Source organism: Asanoa iriomotensis (assembly GCF_016862515.1).
Lineage (GTDB): Bacteria > Actinomycetota > Actinomycetes > Mycobacteriales > Micromonosporaceae > Asanoa > Asanoa iriomotensis.
This window is the reverse complement of sequence record NZ_BONC01000036.1, coordinates 27226-48252: the sequence shown is the minus strand read 5'-3', so window position 1 is coordinate 48252 and position 21027 is coordinate 27226. Positions and strand designations below refer to the sequence as shown.

Sequence of the window (21027 nt, the reverse complement as noted above, 5' to 3'; positions counted from 1 at the left end):
AGTTGGTCAGCCCTTCATCGCGGCCGCCGGCGGGGCGACCTCCTCGGCGGTGAGCGCCTTCTCGAGCTTCGCGGTGAGCTGGTCGCCGCTGCCGGTCAGGGTCGCCTGGTACATGGGCTGCAGCAGCGCGTGGTCCTCGGCGCGGACCGTCAGCTTGCCCTTGACACCGTCGAAGCTCCAGCCCTCCAGCGCGGTGACCATCTTGTCGACGTCGTCGCCGCCCTCCTGGACCGCCCGCACGACCATCTGGGCCGCGGTGAAGCCGTCCGGGTTGAACAGGTCGAGCGTGCCGCCGACCGCGCTGCGGGCCGCCTGCGCCGCCGGGTTGTCGCTGGCGCCGTCGAAGTAGTGCGACAGGAACGAGATCTTCGTGCCGGCCGCGCCGAAGGTGGGCCAGGACGCCCGGATGTCCAGGCCCGTCACGACCGTGGTCGAGGCGAGGATGCCCTGCTGGTCGAGGGTCTGCCACATGGCCGGCGCGGTGGTGCCCGCCCAGGCCACGAACAGCAGGTCCGGCTTGGCCGCCTTGAGCTGGCTCGCGAACGGCGTGAAGTCGGTGGCGCTGGCCGGGGCGAGCACGCTGCTCACGGTCGCGCCGGCGCCGCCGATGACCGCCTTGACCGCGCCCTCGTTGCTCTTGCCGAACGCGCTGTCCTGCGCGAAGACCACGACCTTCTTGCCGGCCGCGTCGCCGATGAACGACTTGGCGGTCATCACGTCCTGGTACGACTGCCGCCCGGACCGGAACGTGTACTTGTTGACCCCGGTGACCGCGTCGGTCGCGGCCGGGCCCGAGATGAACAGCACCTTGTTCTGCGCGGCCAGCGGCGCGACCTGGAGCGCGACGCCCGAGGCGGTCGAGCCCGCGATGATCTTCGTGCCCTTGCCGATCAGGTCCTTGACCGCGGACACCGCCTTGGCCGGGTCACCGGCGTCGTCGACCTCGGTCACCTCGATGGCCCGGTCGCCGACCTTGTTGGTCCCGTCGGTGGCGTACGCGAGCCCGGCCTTGAAGCCGTCGATGTACTGCTTGCCGTAGGACGCCAGTGGGCCGGTCTGCGAGTGGACGATGCCGACCTTCACGGGCGCCGCGGCGTCGCCGCCACCGGTTGCCGTCTCCTGCGGGCTGCCGCAGGCCGTGGCGGCTGCCGCCACGGCTATCACTGTCGCGGCGGTGACGAACGCCCGCCGCATCGCCTTTACCGTCATGGCGACACACGGTATGTGGGTCGATGTGACCCAGGCCATGTGGCCCGCGCCCATATATGTGCCGTGGAGATGTAAGGAACGGACCGTTCTTAACACTCGATGTTAAGAACGGACCGTTCCTCTGCGGAAAGCGTTAAGAACGGACCGTTCCTTAACGCTCCGGGCGGGCCGCGCGGGCGGCGACGGCGGTGTCCGGCTGGTCGCTGAAGACACCGTCGAGGCCGAGCGAGAAGAACAGCTCGTACTCGGCCGTGATGTCACCGCGGGCGTTCGGGTCAGTGCCGATCCGGTGGTCCGCGGCGAGGAACTGGTTCTCCACGCGGAACGTCCAGGCGTGCACGACCAGGCCGTTGCGGTGCGCGTCCCGGATCACGTTGGTCGGGGCGAGCAGCTTGCCGGTCGCGTCCCGGGGCACCAGCAGGTTCTTGTTGGCGCCGATGCCGTCGGCGTACGAGGAGATCCACTTCAGGTTGGCCGGCGAGACCAGGTCCTGGTAGGTGCGCGGGTCACCGGCCACGACGAAGTCGTAGGGCTTGCCGGCGGCGTCCAGGAGCTGGGCCAGCCGCACGTCGGTCATCCTGGCCAGCTTCCGCAGGTTGGCCGTCTCGAACGACTGGATGATCACCGGGGAGCTCTTCCGGGTGAGCCCGTTGGCGCGCAGGACGCGGACCAGCGGCTCCTCGAGCGCGAGCCCGATCGACTGGAAGTAGGTCGGGTGCTTGGTCTCCGGGTAGATGCCGATCTCCCGGCCGGTCCGCTTGCTCTCGGCCCGCGCCAGGTCGATGACCTCCTGCAGGGTCGGGATCGGCAGCTGGCCGTCGAACGCGGTGTTGGTGACCCGCACCTGCGGCAGCCGCTCCTTGGCCCGCAGCGTCTTGAGCTCGGCGAGCGTGAAGTCCTCGGTGAACCAGCCGGTGATCGCGTTGCCGTCGATCGTCTTCGTGGTGCGGCGGCCGGCGAACTCGGGGTGCGCGGCCACGTCGGTCGTGCCCGAGATCTCGTTCTCGTGCCGGGCGACCAGGTGGCCGTCCTTGGTGGACACCAGGTCGGGCTCGATGAAGTCGGCGCCCTGCCGGACGGCCAGGCGGTAGGACTCGAGCGTGTGCTCGGGCCGGTAGCCGCTGGCGCCGCGGTGGCCGATCACCAAGGGTGTGGCGTCATCCGAGCGGCCCTTGGCGGACGCGGCGGCGGGCGCGAGGCCCGGTGCCGCGATCGCGCCGGCTCCGGCCAGGGTGAGCGAAAGTGCAGTACGTCGTCGCATGCGCCGCAGTCAATCGATGTCTCACGACGGGGGCTTGGCCAGGCGGTGAACGTGGTAAGAAATGCCTGATGCGCCGCACCCTGCAGCACCCCGCCCGGCTCGTGCCGTTGGCGTTCCTCGGCGCCGTGGTGATCGGCACGCTCCTGATGATGATGCCGGCGGCGCGGGTGGAGCCGGGAGCGACGCCGTTCGTCACGGCCCTGTTCACCGCGACCTCCGCCGTCTGCGTGACCGGGCTGGCCGTGGTCGACACCGCGACCTACTGGACCGGTTTCGGTCAGGTGCTGATCACCGTGCTGAGCCAGATCGGCGGTTTCGGCATCATGGCCATGGCCACGCTGCTGGCGCTGCTGGTCTCGCAGCGGTTGGGACTGCGCAGCCGGTTGATGGCCCAGGCCGAGGACTCCGCGCTGGGGCTCGGCGACGTGCGATCGTTGCTGGCGCGGATCGCGCTGACCATGGCCGTCTTCGAGTCGGCCATCGCGGTGATCGTGGGCGGGCGGTTCTGGCTCGGGTACGACTACCCGGTCGGCAAGGCCGCCTGGTACGGCGTGTTCCACGCGGTCCAGGCGTTCAACAACGCCGGCTTCGCGCTGTTCAGCAACTCGCTCGTCGATTTCGTCGACGACGGGTGGATCTGCGTGCCGCTGACCATCGGGGTGATCGCGGGCAGCATCGGCTATCCGGTCTTGTTCGAGCTGTTCCGCCGGGCCGGCAAGCCGTCCACCTGGTCGACGCACACCCGGCTCACCGTGTGGGGCGGGGTCGTGCTGCTGGTCTTCGGCTTCGTGTCGCTGCTCGGGCTCGAGTGGGACAACCCAGGCACCCTGGGCCCGCTCGGGGTGCCCGAGAAGATGCTGGCGGCGTTCTTCCAAGACGCGATGACCCGGTCGGGCGGGTTCAACACGGTCGACGTGGGCGCCTTCCACACCGAGACGCTCGCGTTGTCGACCGCGCTCATGTTCATCGGCGGCGGCAGCGCGAGCACCGCCGGCGGCATCAAGCTGACCACGTTCTTCCTGCTCGCGTTCGTGATCCTGGCCGAGCTGCGGGGTGAGCCGGACGTGGTGATCGGCAAGCGGCGGATCGCGGAGACCACCCAGCGCCAGGCGCTCACGGTGGCGCTGCTCGGCGTCGGCCTGGTCGCGACCGGCACGTTCGCCCTGCTGGAGGCGACCGAGGGCGTCTCGTTCGAGGCGGCGCTCTTCGAGGTGACGTCCGCCTTCGCCACGGTCGGGTTGTCGACGGGCATCACTCCCGGTCTGCCCGGCACCGCGCAGGTCATTCTGGTGGTTCTGATGTTCATCGGCCGCGTGGGGACGATCGCGGTAGGGTCGGCCATCGCCCTCAACACCCAGCGCCGGCTGTACCGATACCCGGAGGAGCGACCCATCGTTGGCTGACATCGGAGGCGACGACAACGTCGTGGTGATCGGGCTCGGGCGGTTCGGCGGCGCGGTCGCCGGCTCGCTGCAGCAGCTCGGTCACGAGGTGCTGGGCATCGACATCGATCCCAAGCTCGTGCAGGAGTGGTCGGAGCGGCTGACCCACGTGGCCGAGGCCGACGCGACCGACGAGGACGCCCTCCGCCAGCTCGGGGTGCCCGATTTCACCCACGCGGTGGTCGGCATCGGCACGCACATGGAGCACAGCATCCTGACCGTGCTCGCGCTGGTCGAGCTCGGAGTGCCGCACATCTGGGCCAAGGCGATCTCGACGAAGCACGGCAAGATCCTGGCCTCCGTCGGCGCGACGAAGGTGATCTACCCGGAGTCGACGATGGGCGAGCGGGTGGCACACCTGATCGGCAGCCGGATGATCGACTTCATCGAGTTCGACGACGACTTCGCGATCGCCAAGACCCGGGTCCCACGGGGAGTGGTGGGGCAGACCCTCGCGCAGCTCGGGCTGCGCCGGAAATACGGCGTCACCGTGGTCGGCGTGAAGGAGCCGGGCAAGGAGTTCGCCTTCGCGACCCCCGACACGGTCATCCCCGAGAACGCCACCCTGATCGTTTCCGGCAAGGCGACCAAAGTGGAGAAGTTCGCCGCGACGACCTAGTCGTGGTCGCCCTTCTTGCCCTTGCCCTTGTCACCCTTGGATCCAGGGCCCTTGCCGCTCGAGTCGCCGGCCTTCGGCGGCTTGGGCTTGGGTGCCGCCGACGGCTCGCTCGTGGTGACGGTCGAGAGCTGGGGTGAGCAGTACGCGCCGTCGAGGCGGAACTCGACCGGGAACGCGTTGGAACGCGCGTAGCTGCCGGTCAGCCGCACGCCCGCCGAGCCACCGGCCGGCACCGCGGCCTTGCTGGCCGGGCGGAGCACGACCGTGCTCCCCTGTTGGTCGACGGTCGCGGAGGCGGCTCGCGTCACCTTCTGGTCGCCCGGGAAGGTGAACGCCAGCGACCAGTCGGTGACCGGCGCCGAGCCCGCGTTGACCACGGTCAGGTCGGCGTCGAAGGCCTTTCCCGAGTCGCGGCGCAGGGCGTAGCGGACCTCGCAGGCCGGTGTCTCCGCCACCCCGGCGGCCGGTGCGGCCAGCGTCGTGGTCTCGGTGGCGCCGGCCGGGTCGGCGCCCCGGCCGAAGGCCAGTCCCCCGCCCGCCACGCCGAGCAACACCACCGCCGCGGCGGTGCCGATCACCTGGCGGCGCCGGCCGGCCAGCAGGTCGCGCGCCACGATGCCGGCGGCAGGCGCGACACCGCGGGCCGGGCCCGTCAACGGGTCGCCCGTCCGCGGCAGGATGGTGGTGTTGCCGGTCTCCGCGCCGACGGCGACCGGCACCGGCGACACCGGTCGCGGCACGAACCCGCCCTCCGCGCCGAGCAGCACGACCACCTCGGCGCTGGACGGCCGCTCGCCCGGCTCTTTGGCCAGGCAGCGCATGCACAGGTCGGCCACTTCCGGCGGCAGGCCGTCGATCTCGGGCAGCGGTGCGGGCTCGGCGTAGAGGTGCGCCTTGAGCAGCTCGACGCGAGTCGTGGCGGGCCAGGGCAGGTGGCCGCTGAGGCAGCGGTAGAGCAGCAGGCCGAGGCCGTACACGTCGGCGGCCGCCGAGACCTGGCCGCCGACGAGGCGTTCCGGCGCGATGTAGGCCGGCGTGCCGAGCAGCGAACCGTCCGGGCCGACCTCCTGCTCGCCCACCACGCCCGAGATGCCGAAGTCGACGACCTTGGCACCCGTCGCGGTCAGCAGCACGTTGCCGGGCGCGACGTCCCGGTGCACCACGCCCCGGTCGTGCGCGGCGGCCAGTGCCGAGCCGATCTCGGCGCAGATCGCGATCGCGTCCCGCCACGGCATGGGCATGGTGACCGCGTTCAGCGGCACACCGTCGACGAGCTCCATCACCACGTACGGTGCGCCGCCGGACTCGCCGTAGTCGTAGACGGAAATGATGTGTGGATGGCTGAGCCGGGCGGCGGCCTGCGCCTCGGCCCGGATCCGCTCGCGGAACAGCCTGTCCTCGGCCAGCGACGGTGCCAGCACCTTGACCGCGACCTGGCGCCCGAGCACCTCGTCGTACCCGCGCCAGACCACCGACATGCCGCCCGCGCCGAGTCGTTCGACCAGCCGGTAGCGCCCACCAACCGCTGCCATGCGAGTTGTCTTGCCCGCTGAGCTGCGGTTGGAACCTGATACGTCAGATTCGGTTGGCCGAACAAGCTAGCTGAGCCGGTCAGCCACCAGTGGCCAGCAGTTGGTCCACGGGGGCGTACTCGTCGGTCAGCGGTTTCGCGTCGTCGACGAACGCGGCCAGCTCCGCGCCGCTGATGATCGTGGTCGCACCGCCGTCGTCGTCCTCGGTCAGCCGCATCCGCAGCTGGTCCATCGGCAGCGGTGCGGGCGAGGCCACGATGACGAAGTTGGAACCCTGCTCGCCGGCCAGCGACCGCTCGGGCGCGATCAGTGCGACGTGCGCGAACTCGGCCGCGACGGTGGCCACCTCGGCCTTGATGAACCGCAGCGGCGGGTAGTCGATGACGTTCTGCGCGTAGATGCCCTCGGGCCGGACCACCCGGCGGATGTCGGCCGCCATCTCCCGGGTCGCCAGGTGCCACGGCACCACGAGGTGGCCGAACGCGTCGCCGATCACCAGGTCCGCGCTGGCCGAGGCGCGCTGCCCGAGCAGCATCCGGGCGTCGCCGACCTTGGTGGTCAGGTCCGGACCCTGTCGTACGCCCAGCTCACGCTCGTCCAGCTCGACCAGCGCGCCGTCGAGCTCGTACACCTCGTTGGCGCTGCCGGGCCGGGTGGCGGTGACGTAGCGCGGCATGGTGAACCCGCCGCCGCCGAGGTGGACCGCGTCGATCCGCTCGGTGCCGGGTTTGACCACACCCGCGACCGCGCCGAGCCAGCGGGTGTACGCGAACTCCAGGTACGTCGGGTCGTCGAGGTCCACGAACGAGTGCCGGGCGGAGTTGAGGAACAGCGTGCGGCCGCCGTCCCGCGCCGGGTCGGCCTCGACCGCGGCGCAGTGGTAGGCGGTCTCGACGTCACACGGCGTGGGCGCCGCCGCGGAGAGCCCGGCGCCGGCCAGCCCGACGATCGCGAGCACCGCGCCCGCCCGGCTCGTGCCCGCCAGCGCGAGCTTGTCGGTGCGCCGCAGGTACCAGCCGATGCCGAGGCCGGCCAGGCCCAGCGCGGCCGCCAGCGCGATCAGGATGACCGAGGTGGGCAGCGCCGCCACGAGGATGAAGCCGGTGACCAGCGTGGCGGTGACCGCGCCGAGCGTGCCGACGCTGGACAGCTTGCCGACCACCTGCCCGGTGTTGCGCAGGTCGCCGAGTTGGAGTTTGACCACCAGCGGGGTGACCGCGGAGAGCAGGAACGCCGGCACGAACACCGCCAGCGCGGTGAGCAGCAGGATGCCGCTGACCGCACCGCCGCGCAGCGCCTCGCCCGCGTACCTGACCACCGGCAGCGTCACCGCGGTCGCGATGCCGGCGAGCACCAGCGCGCCCGGCAGCAGCGTGCGGGGGTCGCGCTTGTCGGCGACGCGGCCGCCCGTCCAGGCGCCGTAGGCGATCGCCGCCAGCGCGACGCCGATCACGGCGCTGGTCACCTGCAGGGTCACGCCCAGGTAGGGACCGACCAGCCGCAACGCGACGGTCTCCAGCACCAGGACGGCGCCGCTCGACAGGAACACGAGGAAGGCGGCCAGGCCGCCGGGCAGTGGGCGGCGTTCGGGCACGTCGACCGCTGTCGCGGTGGTCTGTTCCATCCGGTCAGGGTACGGGGGTCAAAGCATGGACAGGTGCACGTGGTTGGTGTGGTCGGCGGCCGGGTCGCCACCGCCGCTGTAGGACTTCCAGCCCGTGCCAGGCATCCAGATTCGTCGATACCAGATGACGTACATGACCCCGAGCGCGTTGGCGTTCTTGATGAAGTAGGACGCCAGGTTGTCGCCGTAGGCCTTGTCGCCGCCGGTGGCGCTCTTGTTCTCGAAGCCGCCCGCGGCGGCGGAGAAGTCGCAGGCCCGGCCCTTGGGATGTTCGCCGCCGCCGCCAGAGCGGAAGCACGAGACGTAGCGCTTGAAGCCGTCGGACTGTGCCTGCTGCAGCGCGTGCAGCGTGCGCGGGGTGATGCAGCCGCTGGCCGGCGTCGGGTCGTCGACCGAGCACGACTCGGACGGCCACGAGCCGTCGGAGTTGCGCGGTGCCGGCTTGGCGGCCGGCGAGTTCGGGTTGATGTAGCCGGCGGTGGTCGTGCCGCCGCCGACGCTGCGCAGCGCCCGCTCGGCGTCTTCCTTGCGCTTGGCCAGGGTGGCGACCTGCCTTGCCTGCTCACGCACCTCGTGGTCGAGCTTCGCCTTGGCCTCCTGGGCGGCCTCGTGCGCCTCGGCGTAGCCGCGCAGGGCACCGGCGTCGCGCTGCGCCATCATGTCGAGGCTGCCCGCGCGGGCCAGGAAGTCATCCGGTGAGGCGCTGCCGAGCAGAGCGGACAGCCCGGTCAGCCGGCCGGTGCGATAGGACTCGACGGCGAACGCGCCGACCTGCGCGCGCATGACCTCGACCTTCGTCTCCAACTGGTTGACCTGCGTGGTGAGGGTCACGGCGCGCTTCTTCGACGCCGCGAGCTTGCGCTGCGCCTCGACCTGTCCCTTGGCGGCGGCCTCGAGGTTGTCGCGCAACTTCTTCTCGTCGTTTTCCTTGGGGGCGGGATTCGGCGCTGCGTACGCGCCCGTGACCGGAGCACCGACTGCGACCGTCACGGCCGCGAGCAGTGCGACGAGCAAGGCTCGCCACCGGTGTCGCGTCACCGTACGAGGCACTACGATTCCCTTCCGTCACAATGGATCCCCCGCTGGCCGCCGGACAGCGTACCCGATCTGGAGTGGTCCGGCGTGCCCGCGAGAATCGCTCACGGACGGTCACGGTATGAGTGCGTCGGACACCGCCTGCCAGGTCGGTTCGTCGATGGCCGCCAAGAGCCCCTGACCCGGGTCGGGGACCACGGTGTATTCGCCGCCGTTGAGCCGGCGGACCACGCCGCCCGCCTCGCGGACCAGCAGGGCGCCCGGGGCGTGGTCCCACGGCCAGGTGCGCCAGAACATCGAGAACTGCTGGCGACCGGCGACCAGGTCGAGGTACTCGCGACCGGCGCAGTGCTGCCCGCCGGTGACCTCGCCCAGGCTGCCCCGGCCGTCGAGCACCTTGGCCCGCAGGTCGGCCGGGTAGTAGGTGGCCGGTGCGACGCCGCGCACCTGGTCCGGCGGGAGCGGGGCGGCCGGCTCGACCCGCACGTCGTTGAGGAACGCGCCGCCGCCCGCGACGGCGTACCCCATCAGGTCGTCGATCGGGTCGTAGATCCACGCCGCGGCCAGGCCCTCGGGGCGGACGAGCGCCACCATCAGGCAGAACGGCCCGCGGCCGGCGGCGTAGTTGGCGGTGCCGTCGATCGGGTCGACGATCCAGGACGGTGCCGCGCCGCCGATGCGACCGAGCACGGTCGGGTCCGCCGCGTAGGCCTCCTCGCCGACCACGACCGAGCCGGGCAGCAGTTCGCGCAGGCCCGCGGTGAGCGCCTCCTCGGACCGGCGGTCGGCGACGGTGACGAGCTCGCCGGGGCCCTTCTCGCTGATTTCCGATGCCTTCAGGTGCTGGTATGACGGCAGGACGACGGTGGCGGCGGTCTGCCGCACCAGCGCGCCGACCCGGCCGCCTAGTTGTGCGTCGATCACAAATTCGCTTTCAGTTGCGCGGGGGGAGCTTGACCACACTGACGAAGAACTCGTCGATTTGCCGTACGACCGAGATGAAGCGTTCGAAGTCGACGGGCTTGGTGACATAGGCGTTGGCGTGCAGCTGGTAGCTGCGCAGGATGTCCTCGTCGGCGGCGGAGGTGGTCAGCACCACCACCGGGATCCGGCAGAGCTCGTCGTCCTTCTTGATCTCGGCGAGCACCTCGCGACCGTCCCGGCGGGGCAGGTTGAGGTCGAGCAGGATCAGGTCGGGTGCGACCGCGTCCGCGTACTGGCCCTCGCGCCGCAGGTAGGCCAGCGCCTCCGCGCCGTCCGACACGACGGTCAGGCGGTTGCGCAGCTTGTGCTCCTCGAACGCCTCCTGCGTCATGAGCACGTCGCCCGGGTCGTCCTCGACAAGGAGCACCTCGATGGGGCTCTTGCCGTCGGCAGGTGCCGTCATGCCGCCACTTCCTTCGCCTCGGTCGTGTCATGGGTGGGTTCGGCCTGTGCCGGTGGCTGGTCTCCGCCGGGCGGGTCCTCCGCCAGCACCGGAAGGGTGAAGCGGATGACCGTGCCCTCGGCGGTGTCCACGTCGACCCAGATCCGGCCACCGTGATATTCGACGATCTTCTTGGCGATGGCCAGCCCGATGCCGGTGCCGGGGTACGCGTCCTTGGAGTGCAACCGCTGGAAGATCACGAAGATCTTGTCGGCGAACTCGGGCTCGACGCCGATGCCGTTGTCGGCACAGCTGATCTCCCACTCGTCGCCGACCCGGCGCGCGGAGACCTCGACCCGGGGCGGCACACCCGGGCGCCGGAACTTGATCGAGTTGCTGACCAGGTTGGTCAGCAGGTTCGTCAGCAAGGCTTCTTCGCCCAGCACCGTCGGGAGGTCGTGGAAGACCAGCTCACCCTCGGCGTACTCGCGTGCGCTCTCGGTCTGGCTGCTCACCTCGGCCATCACCCGGTCGAGGTCGACCTCGACGAAGCCGGTGTTGACCCGGCCGATGCGGGAGAACGCCAGCAGGTCGTTGATCAGCCGCTGCATCCGCTGCGCGCCGTCGACCGCGAACGCGATGTACTGGTCCGCCCGCTCGTCGAGCTGGCCGGCGTAGCGGCGCTGGAGCAGCTGGCAGAAGCTGGCCACCTTGCGCAGCGGCTCCTGCAGGTCGTGCGACGCGACGTAGGCGAACTGCTCCAGGTCACGGTTGGACCGGATGAGCTCCTCGGCCTGGCGCTGAAGCTGGTTGTTGACCCACTCGACGCGCTCGCGCGCCGCGCCCACCTCGGCCAGGTCGGCGGCGATCTGCTGGCGCATCGCGTCGATGTCGGCGGCGAGCCGGCTCAGCTCCGGCGGCCCGACGCCGGTGATCTTCCGCTGGTAGTCGCCCGCGCGCACGTCGCGCACCTGGTCGGCCAGGTCGGTGACGGGGCCGATCACCGCCCGGTTGAGCGACAACAGCAGGGCGACGCCCGCCACGACGATCACTGCGGCGGCCACGACCAGCAGGAACACCAGGGTGTTGCCGGTGTCACGGGCCTTGTCGGCGGCGTTGTCGCGGAGCACCAGCATCTGCCGCTGCAGCTCGTCGAGCGAGGTGCGCAGCTCGTCGAAGCGCACCCGCGCCTCGTCGTCGATGTAGCCGCGGGCGGTGGTGATGTCGGGCGCCGACAGCACCGGCTGGGCGACGCTCGACCGCCACGCGGCGGCCTGCTCCTCGACCCGCTGGAGCTGGCCGGCGATCTCCGGGTCGTCGCGCAGCAGCGGCCGCATGAACTCGACCAACTCGCGCTCGGACGCGAGACCTCTGGTGTAGGGCTCGAGGTCGCTGCGGTTGCCGCTGACGGCGTACCCGCGGATGCCGGTCTCTTGGTTGACGAGCGCGGTCTGCAGGCCGGCCGTGCTGGTCCGCAGCGGGCCGGTCTTGTCGAGCAGCGTGTCGAGATGGTTGCGGTTCTGCGCGGCGACCCCGGCGGCGACCACGGCGATCAGCACCAGCAGGACGCCGACCACGGCGGTGAGGGCCACCAACCGGCGGCGCAGGGTCCACGTCTTCACCGGCCACCGCCGGCGCTGACCAGGAGCATCGCGACGTCGTCGGCGAACGGGCCACCGTTGGCGTCCTCGGCGCGGCCGACCAGCCAGGCGGGCAGGTCGACGAGCGGCACACCGCGCGCCGCCTGGACCAGCTCGACCAGGCCCGCCACGTCGAGGCGCTCGTCGCCGGCGCCGACGCGCCCTTCGATGAGGCCGTCGGTGTACATCAGCAGGGACCAGTCATCGCTGTCGAGCTCCAGTTCGTAGGCGCGCGGCGGGCGCGGCGCGACGCCGAGCACCAGCCCGCCGGGGGCGGGCACCGGGGTGACAGTACCGTTGCTCAACAGCAAGGGTGGCGGATGGCCGGCGAGCCGCACGGTCGCCCGGTTGGCCGCCAGGTCGACCCGCACGGTGGCCACGGTAGTGAACGTCTCCGGCAGCCGGCGCTCGCTGATCAGCACCTGCTCCAGCGCGGGCAGCACGGCGTCGTCCGGCACCCGGGCCAGCACCAGCGCGCGCCAGGCGACCCTGAGCATCACGCCGAGCGCGGCCTCGTCGGCACCGTGGCCACAGACGTCGCCGACGATCAGGTCGACACGGTCGGGCGTGCTCTGCACGACGTCGTAGAAGTCGCCGCCGATCAACGCCGCGTGCCGGCCGGGCCGGTAGAACGGGTGGACCGTGATCCGGTCTGTCTCCATCAGCGGGCGGGGCAGCAGCCCGCGTTCGAGGCGGGCCGACTCGGCCTGGCGCAGCTCGACCTCGCGCAGCCGCAGCGCGTCGTCGTCGGCCCGCTTGCGCTCGACCGCGTAGCGCAGCGCGCGGGTCAGCAGCACGCCGTCGACCTGGCCCTTGACCAGGTAGTCCTGGGCGCCTTCCGCGACCGCGACGACACCGAGGTGCTCGTCCTGGCGGCCGGTGAGCACACAGACCGCGGCACCGCCGGACTGCGCGAGCACCTGGCGCAAACCGTCGAGGCCCTGCGCGTCGGGGAGCCCGAGGTCGAGCAGCACACAGTCGGCGCCGGCCATCAGCGGGCGGGCCTCGGCCAGGCTCTTGGCGTTGACCAGGTCGACGGCCGCGTCGGCCTCGTCGAGCAGCTCGCCGACCAGGAAGGCGTCGGCGTCGTCGTCCTCGATGAGCAGCACGCGCAGGCGCCGCACGGAGCGTTCGCGCCCCGTGCCGGCAGCCTGGGGCGGCACCGCGACGGCTGCCACCCTGTGGTCGGTCACGTCACCACCCTCTCGTACCGCTGCTTGCCCCCACTCAACTGACCCTGCGGTGTGCAACCGTATGGCACCGTGCACCCACCGTGCCAGGCAGACCCGCCCGCGGTTCACGCCGTGGATCTAAGGTGTTCTCACTTTGGGCGAAGGAGACGTGGGTGTCCGCAGAAACGCAGGAGCCGAGCGCGCCGGCCGCACCGGTCCGCGAGGCGGCCGACCGGGCGTTCGCCCGGCCCGCACGGCGCGCGCTGACCGCGCTCGTGGCCGTGGTTGTCCTCGCCGCCATCGGCGTCGCCTCGTTGCTCGACATCCGCCCACCCGCCCCGGCACCGGCGTCGGCGCCTCCCTCGACGTTCAGCGCCACGCGCGCCGCTACGCACATCGACACCATCGCGCGGCGGACGCACGTCGCGGGCAGCACCGCTAACGACACGGTGCGTGACTACCTGGTGCGTACGCTGTCAGGTTTCGGACTGCGCACGTCGGTGCAGGACACGGTCGGCGGCGAGGCCGGTGACCTCAGCGGCAGCTCCGGCGCGGCGGCCGTCGCGCGGGTTCGCAACGTGGTCGCCGAGTGGCCCGGCACGAACCCGACCGGCACGGTCTTCCTGGTCGCGCACTACGACTCGGTGCAGGTCGGCCCGGGCGGCAACGACGACGGCGCGGGCACGTCGTCGATCGTCGAGGTCGCTCGCGCGCTGAGCGCCGGCGTGCCGCTGCGCAACAACGTGGTGTTCGTGTTGACCGACGCGGAGGAGGCGTGCCTGTGCGGCGCGCTCGTGTTCGCCTCGGCGCACCCGTTGGCCTCCGACGGCGGGGTCGTGCTCAACCTCGAAGCCCGCGGCAGCACCGGCCCGGTGATCATGTTCGAGACCTCGCGGGACAACGCCAAGCTGGTCGACGTCTTCGCGCGCTCGGCGCCGCACCCGGTCGGCACGTCGTTCGCCGTCGAGGTCTACCGGCTGCTGCCCAACGACACCGACTTCACCGCGTTCCTGGGCAACGACTTCGTCGGCCTCAACTCGGCCTACATCGACGGCGGCGCGATCTACCACACGCCGCTGGACACACCGGCCTCCGTCGACCGGCGCACGCTGCAACAGCACGGCGAGAACGCGTTGGGGCTGGCGCGGGCGTTCGGCGGGACCGACCTCGCCGACCTGCGGGCCGGCGGCGACGCCACCTACTTCCCTGTGCCGGGCACGCTGGTCGTCTACCCGGGCTGGCTGACCTGGCCGTTGGCGGCCGTCGCGCTGCTGCTCGTGCTCGGGCTGGCGGTGCTCACCGTGCGCAGCGGGCGGGCGTCGTGGGGTCGCGTGGCGGGCGGCTTCGGGCTGGGTCTGGTGCCGATCGTGCTGGCGCCGCTGGCCGCCCAGTTGCTCTGGGTGCTGGTGACCGCGCTGCGGCCTGGGTACGCGTCGCTGCTCGATCCCTATCGGCCCGGTTTGTGGCGGCTCACCGTCGTGCTGCTCGCCGCGACCGTTCTGATCAGTTGGTACGCGTTGCTGCGGCGGCGGATCGGCCCGGCCGCGCTGGCCGTTGGCGGGCTGGCGTGGCTGGCCGTGCTCGGGTTGGTGCTGGCGGCGCTCACGCCTGGTGGGTCTTATCTCGCGGCTCTGCCGGCGCTGGCGGGGGCTCTCGGCGGCATCGTGGCGCTGCGGCTGCGCGGTGCGTTTTCGGTGGTCCCGCTGACTCTGGGCGCGGCGGTCGGCGTCGTGATCCTGGTGCCGACGGTGGTCCTGCTCTTCCCGGCGCTCGGGATGGCGATGGGCGGGGTCGGCGCGCTGTTCGCGACGCTGCTCGGCCTGGCCGCCTTGCCGGTGCTCGACCTGCTGCTGCCGGAGGGCGGCGGGCAGCGCGGGCTGGTGGCGCTGCACGCCCGCCGGATCGGCCTCGGTGTGCCGGTGCTGGCCCTGGTGGCGACGCTGGCGGTGGGTGGTTCGGCGTTCGCGGTCGACCGGTTCGACGCGGCGCACCCGATCCCGACCCATCTCATGTACGCGCTGGACGCCGACAACGGGCAGGCGCGCTGGGTCAGCTACGAGACCTCGCCGCAGGAGTGGACCGCCGGTTATGTGGGGTCCACCGAGGACATCGGGAAGGCGTTCCCGGAGGTGGGCTCCGAGCCGGTGCGGACCGGGCCGGCGCAGGCGGCTTCCCTGCCGGCCGCGGCGGTGACCGTGGTGTCCGACGCGACGTCGGGCGGGGTGCGCACGCTGCGGTTGAAGGTCGTGCCGCAGCGGCAGGTCCGGCTGGCGGCGCTGCACGTCGACGGGGCTACGGCCACTGTGGAACGGGCGTCGACCGGCGGGTTCGCGTTGCCGGTCGAGCAGTCCGGGCCGTGGTCGTTCGGGTTGATCTTCCACGCACCGCCGGCGGACGGGTTCGAGGTCGAACTGGCCCTGCGCCCGACCGGCACCGGGCCGGTCCGGCTGCGGGTCGAGGACGGCAGCGACGGGCTGGAGAGCCTGCCCGGCTTCCGCCCCCGCCCGGCCGGCGTCGGCATCGTCGGCAGCCACAGCTCCGAACTCGTGCTGGTGGCCAAGACTTACTCCTTCTAGGCGGCGCGGTGGCGGCCCATCACGCGGGGTGTGCGCCGGCGCCGGAGGAGCAGGGCCATGGCGACTCCGGCGATCGCCAGGACGGTGGCCAGCGCGGCCAGGCCTAGGCCGCTGGTGAGCTTGCCGTCCTCGGCCTTGAGGGTGACCACGGCGGGTGCCGCGCTGGCGTCTGGGCCGCCGGCCGTGCCCGACTGCGGTTCGGAGGACCGCGGCTTCGGACCGTTCTCTGTGTCCGCCGAGGTGCCCGAGCCCCAGCCGCTGGCGTTCAGGCCCGTCGCGGGGTTGGTGGCCGCCGCGATCGGATTCCCGGTAGGGGCAGTCGTCGCGGTGTCGCCGCCATCGGCGAGGTCGCCGCGGTCGCCCATGGCGCCGCCGCTGCTGTAGCCGCCGCCGTCGCTGTAGCCGCCGCCGTCGCTGTAACCGCCACCGTCGCTGTAGCTGTCGCTGTAGCCTCCGCTGCTCGGGTAGCCGCCGCCGTCGCTGTAGCCGTAGCTGTCGCTGTAGGTGCCGCCGTTGTTGTAGGCGCCGCCGTCGCCGTAGAAGCCGCTGTCGCCGGGCAAGGGGCCTGGGTCGCTGTAGACCGTGCCGCTGCCGCCCGAGTATGCGTAGGGGTCGGTCGGCAGCGCGCCGCCGTCGCCGTAGCCCATTGTCGGGCCGCTGTCGGCCATGCCGCCGATCGGCAGCTCACCGTTGGGCACCGCGTAGTCCCCGCTGCTGGGTGGAAGCTCGTTGGCCGGTGGGACGACCGGCACCGGATCCGCGTGCGGCTCGGTCAGGTCGACGGACCCGGTCGGCAGCCGGCTGGCGGTCGGCGTCGGAGTGGGTGTGGGCGTCGGAGTCGGGGTCGGCGTCGGGCTCGGTGACCCGCGCCCGGGCGCGACCCAGCTCCCGGCCTCGACGAAGGTGGGCAGCTTGACGTGCATTGTCGCGCCGACGGCGGTCGGCACCGCGATGGCGAGCCCACCAACAGCCGCTGCCGCCAACGCGACCCGCAGCGATCGTCTCCTCATCCCGTTCCCCCGAATCAGACATGAGACGCACCCATGTCCGATGGTGCCCTACTCGCGGGCCAAATGGGGGAAATCGCTTATTTCCAGCGACTCTGCCTACTTCCACCTGAAGTGCACGAAAAGGCGGCCGAAGTTCTTCGAATCCTTCTCGACCCGGTGGTAGAGCTGCTTGACGTCCTTCTGGTCGAGGAACCGCAGCACCTTCTTCTTCAGCGCGCCGGAACCCTTGCCAGGAATGATCTCGACGAGGGTGGCCTTCTTGGCCACGGCCTCGTCGATGATCCCGCGGAGCGCCCGGTCGATGTCCGTGCCGCGGTTGTAGATGTCGTGCAGGTCGAGCTTGAGCTTCACCGGGGGTTGACCTTCGATTCGACCCGCTGCAGCGCCTCGGCATAGTCGCGGTGGTCGGCGTGCATCGCCGCGGCGATCCGCAGGTGGGTCAGCGCCTCCGCCTGCCGGCCCTGGCGCTCCAGGGTGCGGCCCAGCACGTGGTGCGCGTAGTGGTCGCTCGGGTCACGCTCCACCAGCGCCCGCAACTGCTCCTCGGCGCGACCCAACTGGGCCGTCTGGAAGTAGGCGCGGGCCAGCAACTGCCGCACGGACGCGTTGTCGGGCTCCGCCGCCACGATCGGCTCCAGCAGCCGCACCGCGCCGGTCGGGTCGCCGGCTTCGAAGAACAGGGTCGCCCGGCGGTACTCCTCCAGGAGATCCATTGTCACCTCCACCTTCTCACTCAGGGTCGCCGCAGCGACCACGACCGCACACCACCGAGGATGCCGGCAGTGTTCGGCACCACGACCACGTCGTCACCCATCCGGGCCAGCTGCTCCGGGCGGATCAGCCGGGAGTTGCCTCCGCCGAGGTAGAGCCGGTCCCAGAGGAAGACCGGCCGCAGTCCCTCGACCACGGTGCGGACCCGCCGCGACCAGAACGCGTCGCCCAGCCGGCGCCGTTCGTGCTCGCCGATGTACGTGTCGTAACTCATGCCCCAACGCACCGGTGCCTGGGAGAATTCCAGGTGCGGCGCGAGCGCGCCACCGTCGAAGAGGGCGCAGCCGAGCCCGGTGCCGAGCGTGATCACGAGCTCCAGACCTGCCCCGGCGACCACACCCGCACCGTGCACCTCGGCGTCGTTGAGCACGAGCACGGGCGTGCCGAACGCCTCGGCCAGCCCGGCCTGCGCGTCGAAACCACTCCAGTCGGCGACCAGGTCCGGGTCGACCTTCGTACGCGGACCGGATTTGGTCACATAGTGCGGCGTCGCCACGACCACGCCGTGCCGGATCATGCCCGGCATGCCCACCGTGACCCGGTCGGCCGTGGGCAGCCGCGCGCCAAGATCCAGAAGGGTCTTGACGAAGAGCGCGGTCGGCAGGGGGTACGGCGTCGGCACGCGCAGCGGCCTGGCGCGCATCGTGCCCGCCTCGTCGAGCACCGAGGCCTTGATCCCGCCGCCCCCGCAGTCGATCGCCAACGTCGTCACCACCCGCTCAGTCTGCCGGTCAGCGCCGCGTCGCGCCTAAACGGAGCGGAAGATCGGTGGATGACCGCAATTCACCGCGACGCGGCAGCATCGTGACGCCTGAGGACGAACAGAGACCCAGCCGGAAGCCATCGCGACGCGGCAGCGTCGTGATACCTGAGGACGGACAAGGCCCAGCCGGAAGGCATCGCGACGCGGCAGCATCGTGATATCTGAGGACCGACAGACACCCAGCCGGAAGCCATCCCGACGCCGCAGCATCGCGATACCTGAAGACTGACAGACACCCAGCCGGAAGCCATCCCGACGCCGCAGCATCGCGATACCTGAGGACCGACAAAGACCCAGCCGGAAGCCATCGCGACGCGGCAACGTCGTGATACCTGAGGACGGACAGAGAGTCAGCCGGATAACATTTCCGCGCCATGACCACGCTGATCGCCAAAGACCTTGCCGCCGGGCACCGCGACAAGGCCCTCTTCACCGACCTTTCCCTCGTTGTCGCTCCCGGCGACGTGATCGGCCTGGTCGGGCCCAACGGGGCCGGCAAGTCGACCTTGCTGCGGACGCTCGCCGGGCTGATCCCGGCCGAGCAGGGCACCATCGCGCTCAACCCGCCGACAGCGACGGTGGGCTATCTCCCCCAGGAGCCGGACCGGCGGCCGGGCGAAACGGTCGCCGCTTTCCTGGGTCGGCGCACCGGTGTGGCGGCGGCACAGTCGGCCCTCGACGAGGCGACCGCGGCGCTCACCGAGGGCCGGGTGGGCGCCGACGAGGCGTACACGATCGCCCTTGATCGTTGGCTTGCGTTGGGCGGCGCGGATCTCGACGAACGGCTCGCCGAGATTGATCTTGGCTTCTCTCCCGAGCTGCCGATGGCCGCGCTCTCCGGCGGCCAGGCGGCCCGGGCCGGGCTCGCGTCGCTGCTGCTCAGCCGCTACGACATCTTCCTGCTCGACGAGCCGACCAACGACCTCGACCTGGCGGGCCTGGCCCGGCTCGAGGAGTTCGTCACCGGGCTGCGCGCGGGCACCGTGCTGGTCAGCCACGACCGCGAGTTCCTCGCGCGCACGGTGACCGGGGTGCTCGAGCTCGACCTGCACCAGCAGCAGGTCAACTTCTTCGGCGGCGGCTACCAGTCGTATCTCGACGAGCGCGCCGTCGCCCGCCAGCACGCCCGGGACGCGTTCGAGGACTACGCGCAGACGAAGGCCAACCTGGAGGCGCGGGCGCGTACCCAGCGGAACTGGATGGAACACGGCGTCCGCAACGCCCGGCGCAAGTCCAAGGACAACGACAAGATCGGCCGCAAGTTCCGCGCCGAGGCGACCGAGAAGCAGGCCGCCAAGGCGCGGCAGACCGAGCGCCTGATCGAGCGCCTGGACGTCGTTGAGGAGCCGCGCAAGGAGTGGGAGCTGCGGATGACGATCGCCGCGGCGCCCCGGGCCGGCGCGGTGGTGGCCACGCTGCGCGGCGCGACCGTCCACCGTGGCTCGTTCACCCTCGGTCCCGTCGACCTGCAGATCGACTGGGCCGACCGGGTCGCGATCACGGGGCCCAACGGCTCCGGGAAGTCGACGCTGCTGGCCGCGCTGCTGGGCCGCCTGCCGGTGGACGCCGGCTCCGCGCATCTCGGGCCGGGCGTGGTGGTCGGCGAGGTCGACCAGGCCCGCGGCGCCTTCGTCGGTGCTTCGCCGCTGGTCGACGCGTTCCGGGCCGCCGTGCCGGACATGGCTCCCGAGGAGTCGCGGACCCTGCTGGCCAAGTTCGGGCTGCGCAGCGACCACGTGTTGCGCCCCGCGGCCACGCTCTCGCCGGGCGAGCGCACCCGGGCCGGGCTGGCCCTGCTGCAGGCCCGCGGGGTCAACCTGCTGGTGCTCGACGAGCCGACCAACCACCTTGATCTCCCGGCGATCGAGCAGCTCGAGTCGGCGCTGGAGGGCTACCCGGGCACGTTGCTGCTGGTCACGCACGACCGCCGGATGCTGGACGCGGTGCGGGTCAACCGTCGCCTGGCCGTGTCCGCCGGGCGCGTGTCCGAACTTTAGGCTTGACTTATATAACCCGCTGCTAGACAGTCGAGACGTGCACGCCTTCGACGTCCTCGGCGACCCCGTGCGGCGGCGGATCCTGGAGCTGCTGGCCGACGGGGAGCTGGCGGCCGGCGAGATCGGCGCCGTCGTTCAGGCGGAGTTCGGCATCTCGCAACCGGCCGTCTCGCAGCACCTGCGGGTGCTCCGCGACAACGGCTTCACCACCGTGCGCGCGGCCGGGACCCGGCGCCTGTACGCGGTCGACGCCACCCCGTTGCGCGAGGTGGACGCGTGGCTGGAGCGATACCGGGGGTTCTGGTCGCAACGGCTGGACGCGCTTTCGACCGAGCTGGCGCGCGGGCGGCGGGAGCGCCGTCCCTCTTCCGAGGATCGCTAGATCCGATCTAGCGGGGCGTCTCGCGCCTTCCTTCGTGAGAGGGGAGGTGGTCACCATGATCGAGGCGCCGTTGCGGTTGGCGGTGATCATCGGCAGCACCCGCGAGGGTCGGGTCGGTGACCGGGTGGCCGGGTGGTTCGTGGCACAGGCCGGGCTGCGCCGCGAGGTGTCGGCCGCCGTCGTCGATCTCGCGGACTACGCCTTCCCCGCCGACTACCCCGCTCGGGCCACGCCGCAGATGTCGGCGTTCACCGCCGAGGTCGACCGCGCCGACGCGTTCGTCGTGGTCACACCGGAGTACAACCACAGCTTTCCGGCCTCGCTCAAGCAGGCGATCGACTTCGCGTACGACGAGTGGCACGCCAAACCGGTCGGCTTCGTGTCGTACGGCTGCCGGTCGGTCGGGCAGCACGCGGTCGAGCAGCTCCGCACGGTCTTCACCGCTCTGCACGCGGTGACGGTGCGCGACTGGGTCGGCGTCGACCTGCTCGGCCACGACGACCTCGACCGGCGGCTGGCCGAGGACACACCCGTCCAGGCCGCGCAGGTGCTGCTCGACCAGCTCTGCTGGTGGGGCGTCACGCTGCGCGCCGGCCGGGCCGCCCGCCCCTATGTCTCTTAGGCAACT

At 71.5% G+C, this 21027-nt stretch carries 19 protein-coding genes; 6 read left to right on the top strand and 13 right to left on the bottom strand.

All coding sequences use genetic code 11. The annotated features are described in order from the left end of the window. Positions 1 to 6 precede the first annotated feature (6 nt). On the bottom strand, positions 7 to 1209 hold the full coding sequence (locus Air01nite_RS24185) for a substrate-binding domain-containing protein (RefSeq protein WP_203705454.1): 1203 nt from the start codon (positions 1207 to 1209) through the stop codon (positions 7 to 9). 151 nt (positions 1210 to 1360) lie between these two features. Continuing rightward, the gene (locus Air01nite_RS24180; RefSeq protein ID WP_203705453.1) at positions 1361 to 2470 is read right to left on the bottom strand and encodes a glycerophosphodiester phosphodiesterase; all 1110 of its coding nucleotides are present in this window, start codon (positions 2468 to 2470) and stop codon (positions 1361 to 1363) included. Positions 2471 to 2538: 68 nt separating this feature from the next. Between Air01nite_RS24180 and Air01nite_RS24175 the strand changes: the two genes are divergently transcribed. Together Air01nite_RS24175 and Air01nite_RS24170 are read left to right on the top strand one after the other, a co-directional pair. Continuing rightward, positions 2539 to 3873 carry a TrkH family potassium uptake protein gene (locus tag Air01nite_RS24175; protein ID WP_203705452.1) on the top strand — a complete coding sequence of 445 codons (1335 nt, stop codon included), beginning with the start codon at positions 2539 to 2541 and terminating at the stop codon, positions 3871 to 3873. After that, positions 3866 to 4531, top strand: coding sequence for a potassium channel family protein (locus Air01nite_RS24170; protein ID WP_239090925.1), 666 nt, complete (start codon positions 3866 to 3868; stop codon positions 4529 to 4531). Before Air01nite_RS24175 ends, Air01nite_RS24170 begins: the two co-directional genes overlap by 8 nt. On the opposite strand, the gene Air01nite_RS24165 is transcribed toward Air01nite_RS24170, so the two are convergent. The 7 genes from Air01nite_RS24165 to Air01nite_RS24135 all read right to left on the bottom strand — a co-directional run bounded on the left by Air01nite_RS24165 (position 4528) and on the right by Air01nite_RS24135 (position 12906). Continuing rightward, a complete protein-coding gene (locus Air01nite_RS24165) occupies positions 4528 to 6063 on the bottom strand; it encodes a serine/threonine-protein kinase (RefSeq protein ID WP_203705451.1) in 1536 nt (511 codons plus the stop codon). The two genes, Air01nite_RS24170 and Air01nite_RS24165, sit on opposite strands and share 4 nt — an antisense overlap. A 79-nt stretch (positions 6064 to 6142) precedes the next feature. Next, entirely contained in the window at positions 6143 to 7687 is a 1545-nt protein-coding gene (locus Air01nite_RS24160; RefSeq protein WP_203705450.1) for a fused MFS/spermidine synthase, read from the bottom strand. A gap of 18 nt (positions 7688 to 7705) precedes the next feature. Continuing rightward, on the bottom strand, positions 7706 to 8737 hold the full coding sequence (locus Air01nite_RS24155) for a coiled-coil domain-containing protein (RefSeq protein WP_203705449.1): 1032 nt from the start codon (positions 8735 to 8737) through the stop codon (positions 7706 to 7708). Between the two features lie 99 nt (positions 8738 to 8836). Then, a complete protein-coding gene (locus Air01nite_RS24150) occupies positions 8837 to 9643 on the bottom strand; it encodes an inositol monophosphatase family protein (protein ID WP_239090932.1) in 807 nt (268 codons plus the stop codon). Between the two features lie 13 nt (positions 9644 to 9656). Continuing rightward, a complete protein-coding gene (locus tag Air01nite_RS24145; protein WP_203705446.1) occupies positions 9657 to 10109 on the bottom strand; it encodes a response regulator in 453 nt (150 codons plus the stop codon). Next, the gene (locus Air01nite_RS24140; RefSeq protein ID WP_203705445.1) at positions 10106 to 11710 is read right to left on the bottom strand and encodes a sensor histidine kinase; all 1605 of its coding nucleotides are present in this window, start codon (positions 11708 to 11710) and stop codon (positions 10106 to 10108) included. The genes Air01nite_RS24145 and Air01nite_RS24140 overlap by 4 nt, the downstream gene beginning before the upstream one ends. Further along, positions 11707 to 12906 (bottom strand): PP2C family protein-serine/threonine phosphatase, encoded by a 1200-nt coding sequence (locus Air01nite_RS24135; RefSeq protein WP_373310457.1) that lies wholly within the window; start codon positions 12904 to 12906, stop codon positions 11707 to 11709. The genes Air01nite_RS24140 and Air01nite_RS24135 overlap by 4 nt, the downstream gene beginning before the upstream one ends. A 167-nt stretch (positions 12907 to 13073) precedes the next feature. Between Air01nite_RS24135 and Air01nite_RS24130 the strand changes: the two genes are divergently transcribed. Beyond that, entirely contained in the window at positions 13074 to 15476 is a 2403-nt protein-coding gene (locus Air01nite_RS24130; protein ID WP_239090924.1) for a M28 family peptidase, read from the top strand. Here the strand turns inward: Air01nite_RS24130 and Air01nite_RS41635 are convergent. The 4 genes from Air01nite_RS41635 to Air01nite_RS24110 all read right to left on the bottom strand — a co-directional run bounded on the left by Air01nite_RS41635 (position 15473) and on the right by Air01nite_RS24110 (position 17972). Beyond that, positions 15473 to 16486 carry a hypothetical protein gene (locus tag Air01nite_RS41635; protein WP_275408304.1) on the bottom strand — a complete coding sequence of 338 codons (1014 nt, stop codon included), beginning with the start codon at positions 16484 to 16486 and terminating at the stop codon, positions 15473 to 15475. The two genes, Air01nite_RS24130 and Air01nite_RS41635, sit on opposite strands and share 4 nt — an antisense overlap. 96 nt (positions 16487 to 16582) lie before the next feature. Then, a complete protein-coding gene (locus Air01nite_RS24120) occupies positions 16583 to 16837 on the bottom strand; it encodes a Smr/MutS family protein (protein ID WP_203705444.1) in 255 nt (84 codons plus the stop codon). Beyond that, the gene (locus Air01nite_RS24115) at positions 16834 to 17199 is read right to left on the bottom strand and encodes a tetratricopeptide repeat protein (RefSeq protein WP_203705443.1); all 366 of its coding nucleotides are present in this window, start codon (positions 17197 to 17199) and stop codon (positions 16834 to 16836) included. Before Air01nite_RS24115 ends, Air01nite_RS24120 begins: the two co-directional genes overlap by 4 nt. Before the next feature lie 20 nt (positions 17200 to 17219). Beyond that, positions 17220 to 17972, bottom strand: coding sequence for an ROK family protein (locus Air01nite_RS24110; protein ID WP_203705442.1), 753 nt, complete (start codon positions 17970 to 17972; stop codon positions 17220 to 17222). 422 nt (positions 17973 to 18394) lie between these two features. On the opposite strand from Air01nite_RS24110, the gene Air01nite_RS24105 reads away from it, so the two are divergent. The 3 genes from Air01nite_RS24105 to Air01nite_RS24095 are packed head-to-tail and all read left to right on the top strand — an operon-like array spanning position 18395 to position 21021. Next, complete coding sequence (locus Air01nite_RS24105) at positions 18395 to 20017, top strand: ABC-F family ATP-binding cassette domain-containing protein (protein ID WP_203705440.1); 1623 nt, start codon at positions 18395 to 18397, stop codon at positions 20015 to 20017. A 37-nt stretch (positions 20018 to 20054) separates the two neighbouring features. Beyond that, the gene (locus tag Air01nite_RS24100; RefSeq protein ID WP_203705438.1) at positions 20055 to 20399 is read left to right on the top strand and encodes an ArsR/SmtB family transcription factor; all 345 of its coding nucleotides are present in this window, start codon (positions 20055 to 20057) and stop codon (positions 20397 to 20399) included. Between the two features lie 55 nt (positions 20400 to 20454). Next, the gene (locus Air01nite_RS24095; RefSeq protein WP_203705437.1) at positions 20455 to 21021 is read left to right on the top strand and encodes an NADPH-dependent FMN reductase; all 567 of its coding nucleotides are present in this window, start codon (positions 20455 to 20457) and stop codon (positions 21019 to 21021) included. Positions 21022 to 21027 lie beyond the last annotated feature (6 nt).